Source organism: Rossellomorea sp. NS-SX7 (assembly GCF_052828565.1).
Genome location: NZ_CM128249.1, coordinates 2,865,150 through 2,880,536, shown reverse-complemented (window position 1 = coordinate 2,880,536; position 15,387 = coordinate 2,865,150). Strand labels below are relative to the sequence as shown.

General features: G+C 43.1%; 14 protein-coding genes. All 14 read left to right on the top strand.

The window, feature by feature from the left end; translation table 11 throughout:
* Positions 1-243: 243 nt before the first annotated feature.
* Positions 244-1,200 carry an FtsH protease activity modulator HflK gene (gene hflK / locus ACUXV2_RS14440; RefSeq protein WP_446243880.1) on the top strand — a complete coding sequence of 319 codons (957 nt, stop codon included), beginning with the start codon at positions 244-246 and terminating at the stop codon, positions 1,198-1,200.
* Positions 1,200-2,135, top strand: a complete 936-nt coding sequence (gene hflC / locus ACUXV2_RS14435; protein ID WP_446243879.1) for a protease modulator HflC — start codon at positions 1,200-1,202, stop codon at positions 2,133-2,135. The genes hflK and hflC overlap by 1 nt, the downstream gene beginning before the upstream one ends.
* A 187-nt stretch (positions 2,136-2,322) precedes the next feature.
* Positions 2,323-4,953 carry a DNA polymerase I gene (gene polA / locus ACUXV2_RS14430; RefSeq protein ID WP_446243878.1) on the top strand — a complete coding sequence of 877 codons (2,631 nt, stop codon included), beginning with the start codon at positions 2,323-2,325 and terminating at the stop codon, positions 4,951-4,953.
* Positions 4,954-4,977: 24 nt separating this feature from the next.
* Entirely contained in the window at positions 4,978-5,808 is an 831-nt protein-coding gene (mutM, locus tag ACUXV2_RS14425; protein WP_446243877.1) for a DNA-formamidopyrimidine glycosylase, read from the top strand.
* Between the two features lie 71 nt (positions 5,809-5,879).
* Entirely contained in the window at positions 5,880-6,518 is a 639-nt protein-coding gene (gene ytaF / locus ACUXV2_RS14420) for a sporulation membrane protein YtaF (protein WP_446243876.1), read from the top strand.
* A gap of 23 nt (positions 6,519-6,541) precedes the next feature.
* Positions 6,542-7,147: a dephospho-CoA kinase gene (gene coaE / locus ACUXV2_RS14415; RefSeq protein ID WP_446243875.1), complete on the top strand. Its 606-nt coding sequence runs from the start codon at positions 6,542-6,544 to the stop codon at positions 7,145-7,147.
* Positions 7,148-7,564: 417 nt separating this feature from the next.
* Positions 7,565-8,593, top strand: a complete 1,029-nt coding sequence (locus ACUXV2_RS14410) for a glyceraldehyde-3-phosphate dehydrogenase (protein ID WP_446243874.1) — start codon at positions 7,565-7,567, stop codon at positions 8,591-8,593.
* A 500-nt stretch (positions 8,594-9,093) separates the two neighbouring features.
* Positions 9,094-9,474 (top strand): adenosylmethionine decarboxylase, encoded by a 381-nt coding sequence (gene speD, locus ACUXV2_RS14405; RefSeq protein ID WP_446243873.1) that lies wholly within the window; start codon positions 9,094-9,096, stop codon positions 9,472-9,474.
* Between the two features lie 405 nt (positions 9,475-9,879).
* Positions 9,880-10,260, top strand: a complete 381-nt coding sequence (locus ACUXV2_RS14400; RefSeq protein ID WP_446243872.1) for a cytosolic protein — start codon at positions 9,880-9,882, stop codon at positions 10,258-10,260.
* Between the two features lie 82 nt (positions 10,261-10,342).
* A complete protein-coding gene (gene nrdR, locus ACUXV2_RS14395; RefSeq protein WP_446243871.1) occupies positions 10,343-10,798 on the top strand; it encodes a transcriptional regulator NrdR in 456 nt (151 codons plus the stop codon).
* Positions 10,799-11,009: 211 nt separating this feature from the next.
* Complete coding sequence (locus tag ACUXV2_RS14390) at positions 11,010-12,404, top strand: replication initiation and membrane attachment family protein (protein WP_446243870.1); 1,395 nt, start codon at positions 11,010-11,012, stop codon at positions 12,402-12,404.
* 12 nt (positions 12,405-12,416) lie between these two features.
* Positions 12,417-13,349 (top strand): primosomal protein DnaI, encoded by a 933-nt coding sequence (dnaI, locus tag ACUXV2_RS14385; RefSeq protein ID WP_446243869.1) that lies wholly within the window; start codon positions 12,417-12,419, stop codon positions 13,347-13,349.
* Between the two features lie 490 nt (positions 13,350-13,839).
* Complete coding sequence (locus ACUXV2_RS14380; RefSeq protein ID WP_446243868.1) at positions 13,840-14,706, top strand: putative sporulation protein YtxC; 867 nt, start codon at positions 13,840-13,842, stop codon at positions 14,704-14,706.
* Positions 14,707-15,057: 351 nt separating this feature from the next.
* A complete protein-coding gene (locus ACUXV2_RS14375; RefSeq protein ID WP_446243867.1) occupies positions 15,058-15,387 on the top strand; it encodes a hypothetical protein in 330 nt (109 codons plus the stop codon).

The window sequence follows — 15,387 nt, the reverse complement described above, 5'->3', positions numbered from 1 at the left end:
ACAATGAGTTAAACCAGACTTAATAAAGCGGTGCTACTATAATAGATGAAACCCCTTCATCCAAGGAGTGAAGAAAAGACGAGAACCAACCCCGTTCTCGTCTTTTCGCATTGGAGCCGGAATCCCCATTTATCTTCTCCTTTTGTCATATTCCTGAAACCTTTTTGTCTTCCAACCGTATATATTGTTAGTCGGCCAATAATATAGAGATAGGTTGATTTATAAGAAAGGGGAGGGAAGTCAATGAGTCTGAAACGCATTTATATGATTACCGGAATGGTAGTTGCCGCTCTCATTTTAATTCTCGTATTAATCACATCCTGGTACACAGTCGATGAATCCGAGCAAGCACTCGTATTGACATTCGGTGAAGCAGGTGAACCGGTGGTGGAACCCGGTCTGCATTTTAAAATGCCTTGGCCGATGCAATCGGTAGAGGTACTTTCAAAAGAAACATTCAGTCTTCAATTCGGCTATGAAGAAAAGGACGGGGAAATCAAGGAGTTTCCGAAAGAAACGAAAATGATCACGGGTGATGAATATATCGTCCTTGCCGACCTCGTTGTACAATGGAAAATCACTAATCCCGAAAGTTATCTTTATAACTCGGATGATCCCAAGGAAATCTTGTATGATGCGACTTCTGCTTCATTAAGAAGTATTATCGGAAGTTCACTCATCGATGATGCATTGACTTCGGGTAAAGCAGAAATCGAAGCCAATGTAAGGGGTTTATTAACGGAACTGATCGATGAGTATGATATCGGTATTTCCATACTGGCAGTCAAGCTTCAGGATGTAGAACTGCCGAATGAAGAGGTGCGTAATGCTTTTACCGCTGTTACCGATGCACGTGAAACAATGAACACCAAAATCAACGAAGCCAAAAAGTACCGCAATCAGCGGACGAATGAAGCTCAGGGTGAAAAAGACGCCATTATCTCAAGGGCAAAAGGTGACAAAATTGCCCGCGTGGAGCAAGCACGCGGTGATGTGGCTGTCTTCGATAAGCTGTATACGGAATATAAAAGCAATCCTGAAATCACCCGAAAGCGTCTAGTCCTGGAAACGCTCGAGAATGTCCTGCCTGACGCTGAAATTTATATCATGAAGGATGATGGGGATACCCTCAAATATTTCCCTATCCGGCAGCTTGAAAATCAAACACCGCCAGTGAAGCAGGAAGGGAGTGAGGAATAATGTCTGATCAAAAAGTCTTTGAAATCAATTCAAAACAGAAAGATCCGGTTGAATGGAAAAGATATAGGAAGCTGGGCATTTTCCTGGTCATTCTTCTTGCGGTTCTTATTCTTCTTTTCACGAGTCTATACATTGTGAAAGAAAGTGAATATAAGGTGGTAAGGCAATTTGGAGAGGTAGTGAGAATCGATAAGGATCCAGGCTTAAAGGTGAAGATCCCATTTATTCAATCAGTCACGACTCTGCCAAAACATCAGATGACCTATGATGTAACCGAAGCAGAAATCAACACGAAAGATAAAAAGCGGATCTTGATTGATAATTATGCTGTATGGCGTATAGAAGATCCACTGAAAATGATCAAGAACGCAAGAACAGTGGTCAACGCTGAAACGAAGATGGAAGAGTTCATTTATTCGGTAGTCCGTGCAGAGCTTGGCCGCTTGAAATATGATCAGATCATCGATGATGAAAAGTCATCGAGGGGAAGCCTGAACGATCAAATCACCAAGAAAGTAAATGAATTGCTCGCAAAGGATGGATACGGAATCGTCGTTAAAGATGTCCGCATGAAAAGGACCGATCTGCCTGAAGCCAATGAAAACTCTGTTTATACCCGTATGATATCCGAGCGTGAATCAAAATCCCAGGAATATCTTTCGATGGGAGACGCAGAGAAACAGAGAATCACAGCCGATACCGACAGGGAAGTAAAAGAGCTGCTCGCCAAGGCTAGTGCGGATGCGAATGTCATCCGTGCCGAGGGAGAATCGGAGGCAGCCAAGATTTACAACAATTCCTTCTCGAAAGATCCAAGTTTCTATGACTTATTTAAGACATTGGAAACCTACAAGAAGACGGTAGATGATAAAACGGTTATCATCCTCCCTTCAGATTCACCGTATGCCAGATTGCTGATGGGCTATACGGAATGATCAATAAGCCCTTCCGGAGAGTACTCCCCGGAAGGGCTTATTTTTTTCCTGAGTGTCACCCGCTTTTTCCTTTCTCCCTCCGACATGATAGAATGAAAGAGGATGACATAGAATAAATTTGTTCCATTTCAGGACGGCATAAATAAAAAGTTAAAGTGTACTCAACCCTTTTAGAGGAGGTTCGTTTATGACGAAGAAGTTAGTATTGATCGATGGAAACAGTATCGCTTACCGGGCATTTTTTGCCCTGCCCTTACTGAATAATGATAAAGGTGTACATACAAATGCAGTGTACGGGTTCACCACCATGCTGCAAAAGGTGCTGGAAGACGAAAAGCCCACTCATATCCTGGTTGCCTTCGATGCGGGCAAAACCACGTTCAGACATAAGACATTCAAAGAATACAAAGGCGGAAGGCAGAAAACTCCGCCTGAGCTGTCAGAGCAATTCCCATATATAAGGGAACTCCTTGATGCTTATGGCATCAAACGCTACGAAAAAGAAAATTATGAGGCTGATGACATCATTGGGACGCTCTCCCTCCAAGCCGAATCAGACGGCTATGAAGTGAAGATCTTCTCTGGAGATAAAGACCTCACTCAGCTCAGCACGGATAAAACGACCGTATGCATCACGAGAAAAGGGATCACGGATCTTGAAGTCTATACCCCTGATCATATCAAGGAAAAGTGGGAGATCTCGCCTGATCAAATCATCGATATGAAAGGACTGATGGGGGACAGCTCCGATAATATTCCAGGCGTTCCCGGTGTCGGGGAGAAGACAGCAATCAAACTCCTGAAGGAATTCGGCTCGGTTGAAAACCTTCTTGAATCAATAGACAAGGTAAGCGGGAAAAAATTGAAGGAAAAGCTGGAGGAAAATAAAGAATCAGCCGTCATGAGTAAGGAACTGGCTACCATTCTCAGGGAAGCCCCGATCGAGATCAAAGTGGACGAGCTGGATTTCACCGGTATGGATACATCCAAGCTGAAAGAAGTATTCAAAGATTTAGGCTTCAATTCACTGCTCGAAAAAATGGGGGAAACGCCTCAGGAAGAAGCACAGGATCTGGAAGCGATCTCCTTTGAAACCCTTCAAAAAGTGGAAGAAAAACACCTAGCAAAAGAAAGTTCATTATACATCGAGATGCTCGAAGACAATTACCATCTCGGATCCATCATTGGATTGAGTCTGCACAACGATAAAGGTACATTCTACTTTTCATTGGATGCAGCACTGGAATCGGAAGACTTTAAAAAATGGGCGGAAAGCGATGAAAACATCAAATATGTTTACGATTCGAAACAGACCATCGTTTCATTAAAAAGACACGGCATCGATGTGAAAGGGATCGAATTCGATTTATTATTGACTTCCTATATCCTGAATCCATCCGCTTCAGGTGACGACTTTGCTGCAATCGCGAAAGCCCACGGCCTTCCTGCGGTGGATACCGATGAAGCGGTATACGGTAAAGGAGCTAAACAGAAAGTGCCGTCAGAAGACGTCCTTTCAGAGCACTTAGCGAGGAAAGCGGAGGCTCTCTTTGAACTGAAATCAGTGTGTACGAAGGAGCTTGAGGAGAACAATCAATCCGAACTGATCACGGAGCTTGAGCTTCCTTTGGCGTTGATCCTTGCTGAAATGGAACATACGGGAGTAAAGGTCGATCAGCAGCGACTGACCGACATGAAAGAAGAACTCGGAAACCGGATTGAAGAGCTTGAGAAGAAAATCCATGAGTTGGCCGGTGAACGTTTTAATATCAATTCTCCTAAGCAGCTTGGAGTCATCCTCTTTGAGAAACTGGGACTGCCTGTCGTCAAGAAAACCAAGACAGGATATTCAACATCCGCGGATGTACTGGAGAAACTCCAATCAAAGCATGAAATCATTGACTACATTCTGCACTACCGTCAATTAGGAAAGCTTCAGTCCACTTACCTGGAAGGTCTATTGAAAGTGGTACATGAAGACTCAAGCAAAATTCATACACGTTTCAATCAGGCACTGACACAAACAGGCAGACTAAGTTCAATCGATCCGAATCTGCAAAACATTCCGATCAGACTTGAGGAAGGAAGAAAGATCCGCCAGGCATTCATCCCTTCAGAAAAAGGCTGGGTGATGTTCGCAGCCGATTATTCTCAAATCGAGCTCAGGGTGCTTGCTCATATCGCGGGAGACGAAAAACTCATCGAAGCGTTCCGGAATGACATGGATATCCATACGAAAACAGCTATGGATGTTTTCGGCGTAACGAAGGACGAAGTGACATCCAATATGAGGCGCCATGCGAAAGCGGTCAATTTCGGGATTGTATATGGCATCAGTGACTACGGACTCTCACAGAGCCTTGATATCACCCGTAAGGAAGCAGGGGAATTCATTAAGAAATACTTAGAAAGCTTCCCGGGTGTCAAAGAGTACATGGATGATATCGTTCAGGAAGCGAAGCAGAAGGGGTTTGTTACGACGCTGCTGAACCGCCGCCGCTACCTTCCCGAAATCACGAGCAGAAACTTCAATTTGAGAAGCTTTGCAGAGCGGACAGCCATGAATACACCGATTCAGGGCAGTGCAGCTGATATCATCAAGAAAGCGATGATTGATATGGCAGCCCGTCTGAAGGAAGAAAACCTTCAATCACGTCTATTATTGCAGGTGCACGATGAATTGATTTTTGAAGCACCGGAAGAAGAAATTGAAACACTGAAGAAAATTGTACCGGAAGTGATGGAGAACGCGATGGAACTGGAGGTTCCCCTCAAGGTCGATTATTCTTATGGACCTACCTGGTACGATGCCAAATAACTGAGTCTAGAGGAGGTGCCCGGCATGCCTGAGCTTCCTGAAGTCGAAACCGTCAGAAAGACGCTGGAGATGCTTGTTCTCGGAAAAAAGATAAAGAACGTGTCTGTCTTCTGGCCTAAAATGATCAAACATCCCGAAGATACTGAAGAATTCATCCATGCTCTCAAGGGACAGGAAATACTTGAAATGAGGCGAAGGGGAAAATTTTTAATCTTCTATTTGAACGAAGTGTCCCTGGTTTCCCATTTGAGAATGGAAGGTAAGTATGGGCTCTATGATGAGCAGGATCCCGTTGAAAAACATACCCATGTGATATTCCATTTTACCGATGGAACAGAGCTCAGGTATCGGGATGTCCGTAAATTCGGTACCATGCATCTTTTTAAAAAAGGGGAAGAACTTCTCCATCGACCCCTGATTCAATTGGGGGCGGAACCTTTTGACGAAGAGTTTACCCCTCAATATCTTCATCAGAAACTGAAGAAGACCGATCGAATCGTAAAAGCTGCCTTATTGGACCAATCAGTACTGGTGGGTCTCGGGAATATTTATGTGGATGAAGCATTGTTCCGGGCGGGTATTCATCCCGATCGAAAAGCAAAATCGCTTACCAGGAAAGAAATGAATGAACTCCACCGCTGCATCATCGAGACGCTGGGAGAAGCTGTAGAGATGGGCGGCAGCACAATCAGGTCTTATGTGAACTCACAGGGACAAATGGGGATGTTTCAGCAGAACCTGTTTGTATACAGCAGAAAAGACGAAGATTGCAGAGTATGCGGTACCCCCATCGAAAAGAAGGTTTCTGCTGGCAGAGGGACCCACTATTGTCCCCGATGCCAGAAAGCTAAATAAGCCTAAAGACATTTAACATCTGATAAGCCCTTGCCATATAGTATTGTAATGATTTTTGGGAGGGCTTTTAGATGACTGAAATATTCTCCTTGTTACTGCTTGCATTTGCTGTAAGTCTTGATAGCTTTAGCACAGGTTTAACTTACGGATTACGAAAAGTAAGAATTCCGTTAAAGTCAATCAGTATCATTTCTGTCTGTTCGGCAAGTTCTCTTCTAGCGGCCATGATGGTCGGCGGGGCGATTCAATCCATCATCACCCCGGTTTGGGCCGGCAGAATAGGAGGGCTCATCCTTGTCGCCATTGGTGCAGCTGTCCTGTATCAGTTTTTCAGACCAGAAAAAGCGGCGGACCATCACCCATCAGAAGAGAAAACATTGATCAATTTTGAAATCAAGTCCATCGGGTTAGTCATTCAAATTCTGAGGAGACCATTGACAGCGGACTTTGACCGTTCAGGGACGATTACCGGAATCGAAGCGTTCATGCTGGGGATCGCGCTTTCGCTGGATGCATTCGGAGCTGGCATCGGAGCGGCTCTATTAGATTTCTCCCCTCTTCTATTAGCCGTGGCGATACTTTGTATGAGCTTTATTTTCTTATCTTCCGGCTTGAAGATGGGGCAATTCTTTTCCCACTTGAAGTGGATCCACCGGGTCTCTTTCCTGCCGGGTGTTTTGTTGATACTTATTGGAATTCTACGTTTTTAAGAAGATAGGACGTGTAGATAGTCATGGCAATTATTCTAGGTTTAACAGGCGGTATCGCGAGCGGCAAAAGTACCGTATCAAATATGCTTAAGGAAAAAGGGTACACTGTGATCGATGCCGATCTTGCTGCACGCAAGGTGGTGGAGGTCGGACAGCCGGCTTACCTCGCAATAGTCGAGGAGTTCGGCAAAAGCATCCTCCAAGAGGAAGACGAAACAATCGACCGTGCAAAACTCGGCAATATTGTGTTTCATAACGAAGAATCAAGAAGGAAATTGAATGGCATCGTCCATCCGGCAGTGCGCGGCCTGATGCTTTCAGAAAAGGAGCAGGCCGTAGAATCAGGGAAAAACACGATCATCATGGATATCCCGCTTCTATATGAAAGTGACTTGACATGGATGGTCGACAGGACAATCGTCGTATATGTAAACAAAGAAACCCAATTATCCCGACTTATGAAACGGAATCAATTCACCGAACAAGAAGCTTCATCGAGAATCGCTTCCCAATTCCCGCTTAAAGACAAAGTCGGACTCGCCGATGCCGTCATAGACAACAATGGAACAATAGAAGAAACAGAAAAGCAGCTCGAAAAGATGATTAATGAATGGGATTTGAGACCATAATACTTAACGAAAGCCGACAGGAATTTTATTCTTGTCGGTTTTTTAGTTATTGTTATTTTATTCTCTCAATTAGAGAATATTGGAGATTTTATTACATAGTTGATTGGAGCTCCAGGCACTCGACTCCTGCGGGAAAAGCGAGTCTAGGGAGACCCCGCAGGAGCATAGCGACGAGGAGGCTCCCGGACCGCCCGCGGAAAGCGAGTGCCTGGAGCGGAAATCAACGGACTCGGTTGAATAGGTTCCATAATTTTTATAAAAGTTCATTTTTGGGGGAGAAAAAGAATATATATTTGTCAGAATAATAAAACATTTAAAATCCGCAAATTACTTATTAACTATTTCTCTAAATATGTTATACTATTTTTAGTTAATGAACATATAAGTATAACATTAATATAGAGGGGAGCCGGATTTATGAAGGCGAAAATTGCGATTAACGGTTTTGGACGTATTGGAAGAATGGTTTTCAGAAAAGCGATATTGGAAGAAAACTTAGAGGTTGTGGCAATTAACGCAAGTTACCCCGCTGCGACACTGGCACATTTAATTAAGTATGACACAAATCATGGCACATTCGATGCCGAAGTACTGACTGAAGATGATGCCATCATCGTAAATGGAAAGAGAGTTCAATTATTAAGTGATCGTGATCCAAAAGCATTGCCTTGGAACGAATTGGACATCGATATTGTCATCGAAGCAACCGGGAAATTCAATTCCAAGGAAAAAGCGAGTCTTCACCTGGAAGCCGGCGCGAAAAAAGTGATCCTTACAGCTCCAGGGAAAAATGAAGATGTGACGATTGTCATGGGAGTAAATGAAAGCGCATTAAATATCGAGGAGCATTCAATTATTTCCAATGCATCTTGTACGACTAACTGCCTGGCTCCTGTAGCCAAGGTGCTGGATGAACAGTTCGGGATTGAAAATGGACTGATGACAACCGTACATGCCTACACAAATGATCAGAAGAATATCGATAATCCACATAAAGACCTTCGCAGAGCCAGAGCCTGCGGCCAGTCGATCATTCCTACTACTACAGGTGCTGCGAAAGCGTTATCACTCGTGCTTCCGCAATTACAAGGAAAGCTGCACGGAATGGCTCTTCGGGTGCCGACTCCAAATGTGTCACTTGTTGACTTAGTGGTAGACGTGAAAAGAGACGTAACGGCAGAAGAAATCAATGAAGCATTCATCACTGCATCTTTGGGCTCATTGCAAGGAATTTTGGAGTATACAACTGAACCATTAGTATCAATCGACTTCAACACAAACCCGCACTCTGCCATCATTGACGGATTATCGACGATGGTGATGGGCGACCGTAAAGTAAAGGTGCTTGCATGGTATGACAATGAGTGGGGTTATTCCTGCCGAGTCGTCGACCTTGCTAAATATGTAGCGGCAAAAATGGATGTCAAAACAGAAGTGAATGTTTGAAAGAATCGAGAAAAACAATAAGGAAGATCATTCGAACGTCCTCCGGGGCGTTCTTTTCTTTTGAGAAAATATTTCCAAATCAATGATCTAAAGCCATGAAAGATAGGTGTTAGATGGAGCATTTGTTAAGGATTTTGGATTAGGTATATCCAGCTGTTGATTGGAGTGGAAGACGAAGACTCCTGCGGGAAAAGCGAGTTAGGTGAGACCCCGCAGGCGAAGCCGAGGAGGCTCACCAACCGCCCGCGGAAAGCGAAGTCTTCCACGGAAATCAACAGCGGCATTAAGAACCATAAAAAACTTTTAAAAAATTTATTGCAAAAGAATATCAAACAAAGTATACTATTTTTCGTGAACTTCTTAATGGCAGATGAATACTGATTTAGCTACTTAAAGGGTTAGGACCTCTTCGGACTAACTTTCCCCCGTGGTAGTTAAGATTTTGCTAAGGGATTCGTTCATTTTGACGAAAAAAATTATGTCAAAGGGGGAAACGATCAATGGAAACAATGGGTCGTCATGTAATCGCAGAACTTTGGGGCTGTGATTTCGAAAAGCTTAATGATGTTGTAGGAATTGAAAAAACGTTTGTAGATGCTGCACTTAAATCAGGTGCTGAAGTCCGTGAGGTAGCCTTTCACAAATTTGCTCCTCAAGGTGTGAGCGGTGTTGTGATTATTTCTGAATCACACTTAACCATTCACAGTTTTCCTGAACATGGTTATGCAAGTATCGATGTATACACGTGCGGTGATTTAGACCCTAATATTGCTGCTGATTATATTGCAGAAGCTCTTGGTGCAGACACTCGCGAAACAATCGAGCTGCCTCGTGGAATGGGTCCTGTTCAAGTGAAAAAATCACAGGCTCAAGCACTTTAATAGCGATAACGTAAAGAGATGCATGATGGTGCATCTCTTTTTTGATGTGTTTTACTGAGGATTGGTCTTGCTAGTAGCGTTAAATGCGACTTGGAAGGTGCTTGAAATGAAAAGCTGGGGCTTTGTATGCAGCTGAAACCTTCGTAGGTGGGATATCTGCCGTTTTTTCATTTTATCTGCCATTATTTTTGTTTATCGTCCAAAAAGATGTTTTATCTGCCAAAAATTCAATATATCTGCCATTCTTCAAAATACGACAATTTCGCGAATCACTTTCCGAAATTCGCAACCTGCTCTTCCCCACACTCACATCCAAACTCCCAAAAGGGTCCGCCATTCACCATCACCAATTTCCAACTCACCATTTTTCGTGTAAAATAAGGGTAAATAAAGGGAGGCAGTTAAATGAGTGGATTAAAAACCCTATTAAAAAGATTTCAATCAGAATGTGAGACATCGGATAAACATGAAGATCCGGATCTGCGTTCTCACTATTATAAATCAATGCATGGAGCTGCATATAATGCCGTTCTTGACTTATTTTCTTCTTCAGAATATGAGGTCATCTCAGAATCTAAGGAACGAGGAGAAATTACGGTAAGGAAAAATGGGACGCCGCGTCTTTTTATCGTCGCAACCGTGATCACTGTCCGCCCCCTTGAAACAGCGGTCGACTTCAAGGTAAGTGCAGATAAAGGAAAGATTTTTGGTACATATACAGTGTTGAAAGCTCAGATCAGACATTACTATGGAAGGCTGAATAGTCAATTGACAAAGGTAAAATAACGGTAATTCCGTAATAAGCTTGTTTAAATGACAGCTTTTTAATATGATAAAAGTAATAGTTTGTTAAAACGGAGCTGATATTATGAAATGCCCGTCATGCCAGCATAATGGGACCCGAGTAGTCGATTCCCGTCCCGCTGACGAAGGACGCTCGATCAGAAGACGAAGAGAATGCGAAGAGTGCAATTTCCGATTTACGACATTCGAAAAAGTGGAGGAGCTTCCATTGATTGTCGTGAAAAAAGAAGGCGTTCGTGAGGAATTCAGCCGCGAAAAGATCCTCAGGGGATTAATCAAGGCGTGTGAAAAGAGACCTGTCCCTCTGGAAAGCTTGGAGAAAATCTCTATGGATATTGAGAAGGAGCTCAGAAACCAGGGTGCGTCAGAAGTGGAATCTGTCAAAATCGGCGAAATGGTGATGGATGAGCTCGCAAAGGTTGATGAAGTAGCGTATGTACGGTTTGCATCTGTTTATCGACAGTTCAAGGATATCAATGTGTTTATAGATGAATTAAAAGAATTAATAAAAAAAGAGTAAAGAGGTGAGCTGAAGAGACATTCTTTAGCTCTTTTTCTCGTTATTATTTCGCTCTTTACGTATGTGTTGTCTTTTTAACCACATGAAGTTACCGGAGTTTTGGTATTTTCAAATGAACGAACCTTGCTTCGTCTTGGTAGAGTTAAAAATTCAACCTCTTGTCCAAGTACGAGAGTAAACAGCTTATAATTTTGAAAGGTAGAATCAGACGATGAAGAAGCATTGGAATGAAATACAGCCGATCGATCAATACACCGTTGCGACACATGGGATGCTTCAGGAATATGACCGGAAGATCATTACATTTCTATATCAGCCGTTAATCGGTGCTGTCCCCTACAGCCTGTTCATGAGCTTATGGGGGGAAGTCGAGGAAAACAGGTTATGGTCCATGGAATCTGCCCATTATCATTTGATGAACGTTCTTTCGTTAAACCTGCAGGAAGTGTATGAGGCAAGGTTGAAGCTTGAAGGCATCGGGCTATTGAAGGTATATGAGAAGAAAAACGACGGGGAGCGCAGATTTGTTTATGAATTACAGAGACCGCTCTCACCCCAGGAATTCTTTCATGATGGCATGCTGAATGTGTATCTTTATCAGAAAATCGGCAGGACCCATTATATACGTTTGAAAAATTTCTTTACCGATCAGGCTGTAGAAAAGGATCAGTACAGTGAAATCACCCGCTCATTTCAGGATGTTTTCACTTCAGAACAGAACATCAACTTCCTGCAGCATGATGCAAATGCTGATTCGGGAACTGGCTCCGGAAGGCAGTTCATTCAATATGAGAAAGGATCCGAACTGCCCCTGGATAAGGTGGATTTTGATTTTCAGTTACTGCTCTCGGGCCTATCAGAGGCTATGGTACCAAGAAAAGCATTCACTGTGAATGTAAAAGAAACGGTCATTAAATTAAGCTATTTATACGGTATCAACCCCCTGCAAATGAAAAACCTCGTGTTAAGCTCAATGGATTCTGAAGACGAAATTGACCTTGAAATGTTAAGGAAAGCAGCGAGGGATTGGTATCAGCTCCAAACTGGGGACCAGCTGCCTGACTTGGCAGCACGCGTCTCGTCTCAGAGAGAGGTTAAAAAGACGGACAAGCCGCTTACAAAGGAAGATGAGCTCCTGGAATATCTTGAAACCACGTCACCTAAGGATGTATTGGCGGATATATCAAACGGAAGCAATCCTTCCAAGTCCGATCTTCAAGCTGTGGAGGAAGTATTGATGTCACAGAAGCTTCCGATAGGTGTCATGAATGTTCTTATCCAGTATGTTCTCTTAAAAACCGATATGAAGCTCACAAAAGGGTATATGGAGAAAATTGCTTCCCACTGGGCGCGCAAGAAAGTGACGACAGCCGGACAAGCAATGGATCTCGCTAAAAGAGAGCACCAGCAATACCTTGATTGGGCTCAGGGGAAAAAAGAAAACAAATCGAGAAGAAGGAAACCAATCCGTACAGAAAAACTGCCGGAGTGGTTCCAGGAGGGAGGAAGCACGGATGAAAAAATCCCTCCTTCCGAGAATGATGATTACGACTTTGAAGCAGAGAAGAAAAAGCTTGAAGAAGAATTGAAGAATTTCAGGAAGTAGGTGAATGACAAGGTGGAAAAAATAAATAATACACTAAAAAAACTGGCGGCTTCTAGTTCATTTCAGCAGCGCTATGAAAAAATGAAAAAAGAAATCCTGGAAAATCAGGATGTGAGAGACTTCATCAGCAAGCATCGTGATCAAGTCACATCCGACATGGTGAATGAAAGCCTGATGAAACTATATGAATACATTTCTCAAAGTAAGGAGTGCAGGGGATGTCCATCTCTGGAGGAATGTAAAAATATGATGCAGGGATACGATCCTCACCTGGTCATCCGGGGGAACACAATCGATATCGAATATCACCGGTGCCCGCGAAAAGTGGTGCATGACGAACGGACAAGTTCTCAAAAACTGATTAAGAGCCTATATGTACCGAAAGATATTCTTCAAGCTTCTTTCTCGACACTCGAACTTGATTCGAAGAGCAGATTGGAAGCCGTACGTCTGGCGAAGAATTTCGTGGAAAATTATTCAGCTGATGAACGGATGAAAGGGTATTACTTTTACGGGAAGTTTGGTGTTGGGAAGTCCTATATACTCGGGGCGATCGCAAATGAGCTCGCCGAGAATAAAGTGGCTTCCATGATTGTATATGTTCCGGAGTTTTTCCGTGAAATCAAGCAATCACTTGGAGATCAGACTCTTAATGAGAAACTTGATGCCGTCAAATCAGCGCCTGTTTTAATGCTTGATGATATCGGTGCAGAAACAATGTCGAGCTGGGGAAGGGATGAAATCCTCGGAACCATCCTGCAGTACAGAATGCTTGAAAACCTGCCTACATTCTTCACATCAAACTTTAATTTTGACGAGTTGACTCATCATTTGACGTACACTCAACGTGGGGAAGAAGAGAAACTGAAAGCTGCAAGAATCATGGAAAGAATAAAATACCTAGCCAAACCTGTCCTCATCGACGGCCGGAACAGAAGAGAATAGAATGGTTGAAAAAAAGAAAAGGTGTGATTGCCTTTTCTTTTTTATTTAATTAACTGAAATAGTGAATGCTTTTAAGTTTGAATGTGAATTCACATAAAAAGAACTAGTGTATTTGACTCTATCCAGCGGTTGATTGGAGTGCAAGACGAAGACTCCTGCGGGAGTAGTGGCCAATGTGAGACCAGTCCAGCTGCGGGGCTTAGAGGCACATGTCATAAGTCAACCCGTCCATGAAGGCAAAAAGCGCCTTCGTGGACGGGTCGCCTTATGCCACACGCCTCTGAGCAAAGCCCCTCCGCATTTCTACCCGCAGGCGAAGCCGAGGAGGCTCACGGGTCACCCGCGGAAAGCGAAGTCTTGCACGGAAATCAAAAGCGGTGATATCAGAACAATTAAAACATTATCAATTAATTCACAATCAAACTTCTAATTCATACAAGCCCCCCATATATATAAAGCAGGGATTCCGGCTTTAAGGAGGGGAGCAAGTTTGATCGAATTCATTTTCAGACAGAAAAATGATGCATTAAAGCTTCAACAATGCCTGACCAAATATGATTTGCAATCATGGTTCCATGAAACGCTATTTCAACATAAAACCCACTATAACCTTACTATAGATATTTCAACTTCGTATAACGGAAAAGAAAGACTGACTAAAGGAACAGCAGAGTTCATCCTTTTTGATAAGTGCATCGATTGGGCAGAAGAAATTCTGAGGAACCAATTTTATTACGAAGATGCCCATGAGATTGAACAAATCCTCGAAATTGTTACCGACATGAGGATGGGAGAACGGCCCGAACTGGATCAGTTGCTTGAAAATTGGGACGAACCGTCCTTTGTCAGTGAGAGCCTGGATTTGTTACTGGATGGACATACACCTGTATCATTTGATTCCTTCAGTACATTCAGATTGAAAAAGCTGCAGCTCAGGATTACAGAAATGGTGGAACTGGCAATTGATGAATATAAAATGGAACAGGAATATCAAATGTTCATTCATATGCTCAGGGAATATTTAGCCTTGAGGGAGAAGAAGCTGGATACGATTCACCTTTACTCGACGGAATTCGGATTTCGATTTTTTGATGAAAATATGAAGGAAGTATCAAGAGAAGAACTCAGCAAATTCATTGATAAGCGGCTCTTGACCAATCATCCTCTTTATGTGGATTCATATACGATTGCACCGCTGTTGTCCATGGCCCCTGAAAAAATATATGTCTATGGGAGCGGGGAGCATAACCTGGTAAGAACACTTCAAAATATTTTTGAGGAGCGGATTGATCTTCTTCCCCTCCATTATTTTCCGGAAACACTCCTTTATCCATCGATCGATATCGCAAATGAATAGGAAGTTACATTTTACCTTTTGGCCTTGCTTTTGACAGCATAACCGATTATAATACCTACATAATAAGTCAATAAAGTAAAGGTTATGAAGAGGACAATAATATTCCTATTCGATTCACAGAGAGGGGAGTCATGGCTGCAAGCTTCCTAATTCGACAGTAATATTTACCACCTCTGAACTTCGATCCTGAAAAGGCGCAGATTGCCACATTAAGGGTTGACGGCTAAATGTCGTTATTCGTTTTCAATGAAGTCATTCTTTGCATTGTGCAGAGGATGAGAAGTTGGGTGGAACCACGAGTATATCTATAAACCTCGTCCCTTCAGTTATGAAGGGGCGGGGTTTTTTGTTTTGGCTCTAAACACCGCTGTTGATTTCCGTTCAAGACTTCGCTTTCCGCGGGCGGTTGATGAGCCTCCTGAGGCAAGCCTTGAAGTGGACTTAACTGTCCAGCTGCAGGGCTTAGAGGCACATGTCATAAGACAAACCGACCAAGAAGGCAAAGAGCGCGCCTTCATGGACGATTTGTCTTATGCCACCCGCCTCTCGGCAAAGCCCTTCCGCTTTTCTGATAGGAGTCTTCGTCTTGCACTCCAATCAACAGCTGGAGCAAGCTCGAATTTATTTTTACTGGTTCTATTGAATGCTTGTAAAACCCACATCTTTGCAAAAAATAAATGA

Excerpts from the sequence above, each read along its gene's own strand:
- hflK (WP_446243880.1), top strand. The coding sequence starts at position 244 with ATGAGTCTGAAACGCATTTATATGATTACCGGAATGGTAGTTGCCGCT.
- hflC (WP_446243879.1), top strand. The coding sequence starts at position 1,200 with ATGTCTGATCAAAAAGTCTTTGAAATCAATTCAAAACAGAAAGATCCG.
- polA (WP_446243878.1), top strand. The coding sequence starts at position 2,323 with ATGACGAAGAAGTTAGTATTGATCGATGGAAACAGTATCGCTTACCGG.
- mutM (WP_446243877.1), top strand. The coding sequence starts at position 4,978 with ATGCCTGAGCTTCCTGAAGTCGAAACCGTCAGAAAGACGCTGGAGATG.
- ytaF (WP_446243876.1), top strand. The coding sequence starts at position 5,880 with ATGACTGAAATATTCTCCTTGTTACTGCTTGCATTTGCTGTAAGTCTT.
- coaE (WP_446243875.1), top strand. The coding sequence starts at position 6,542 with ATGGCAATTATTCTAGGTTTAACAGGCGGTATCGCGAGCGGCAAAAGT.
- ACUXV2_RS14410 (WP_446243874.1), top strand. The coding sequence starts at position 7,565 with ATGAAGGCGAAAATTGCGATTAACGGTTTTGGACGTATTGGAAGAATG.
- speD (WP_446243873.1), top strand. The coding sequence starts at position 9,094 with ATGGAAACAATGGGTCGTCATGTAATCGCAGAACTTTGGGGCTGTGAT.
- ACUXV2_RS14400 (WP_446243872.1), top strand. The coding sequence starts at position 9,880 with ATGAGTGGATTAAAAACCCTATTAAAAAGATTTCAATCAGAATGTGAG.
- nrdR (WP_446243871.1), top strand. The coding sequence starts at position 10,343 with ATGAAATGCCCGTCATGCCAGCATAATGGGACCCGAGTAGTCGATTCC.
- ACUXV2_RS14390 (WP_446243870.1), top strand. The coding sequence starts at position 11,010 with ATGAAGAAGCATTGGAATGAAATACAGCCGATCGATCAATACACCGTT.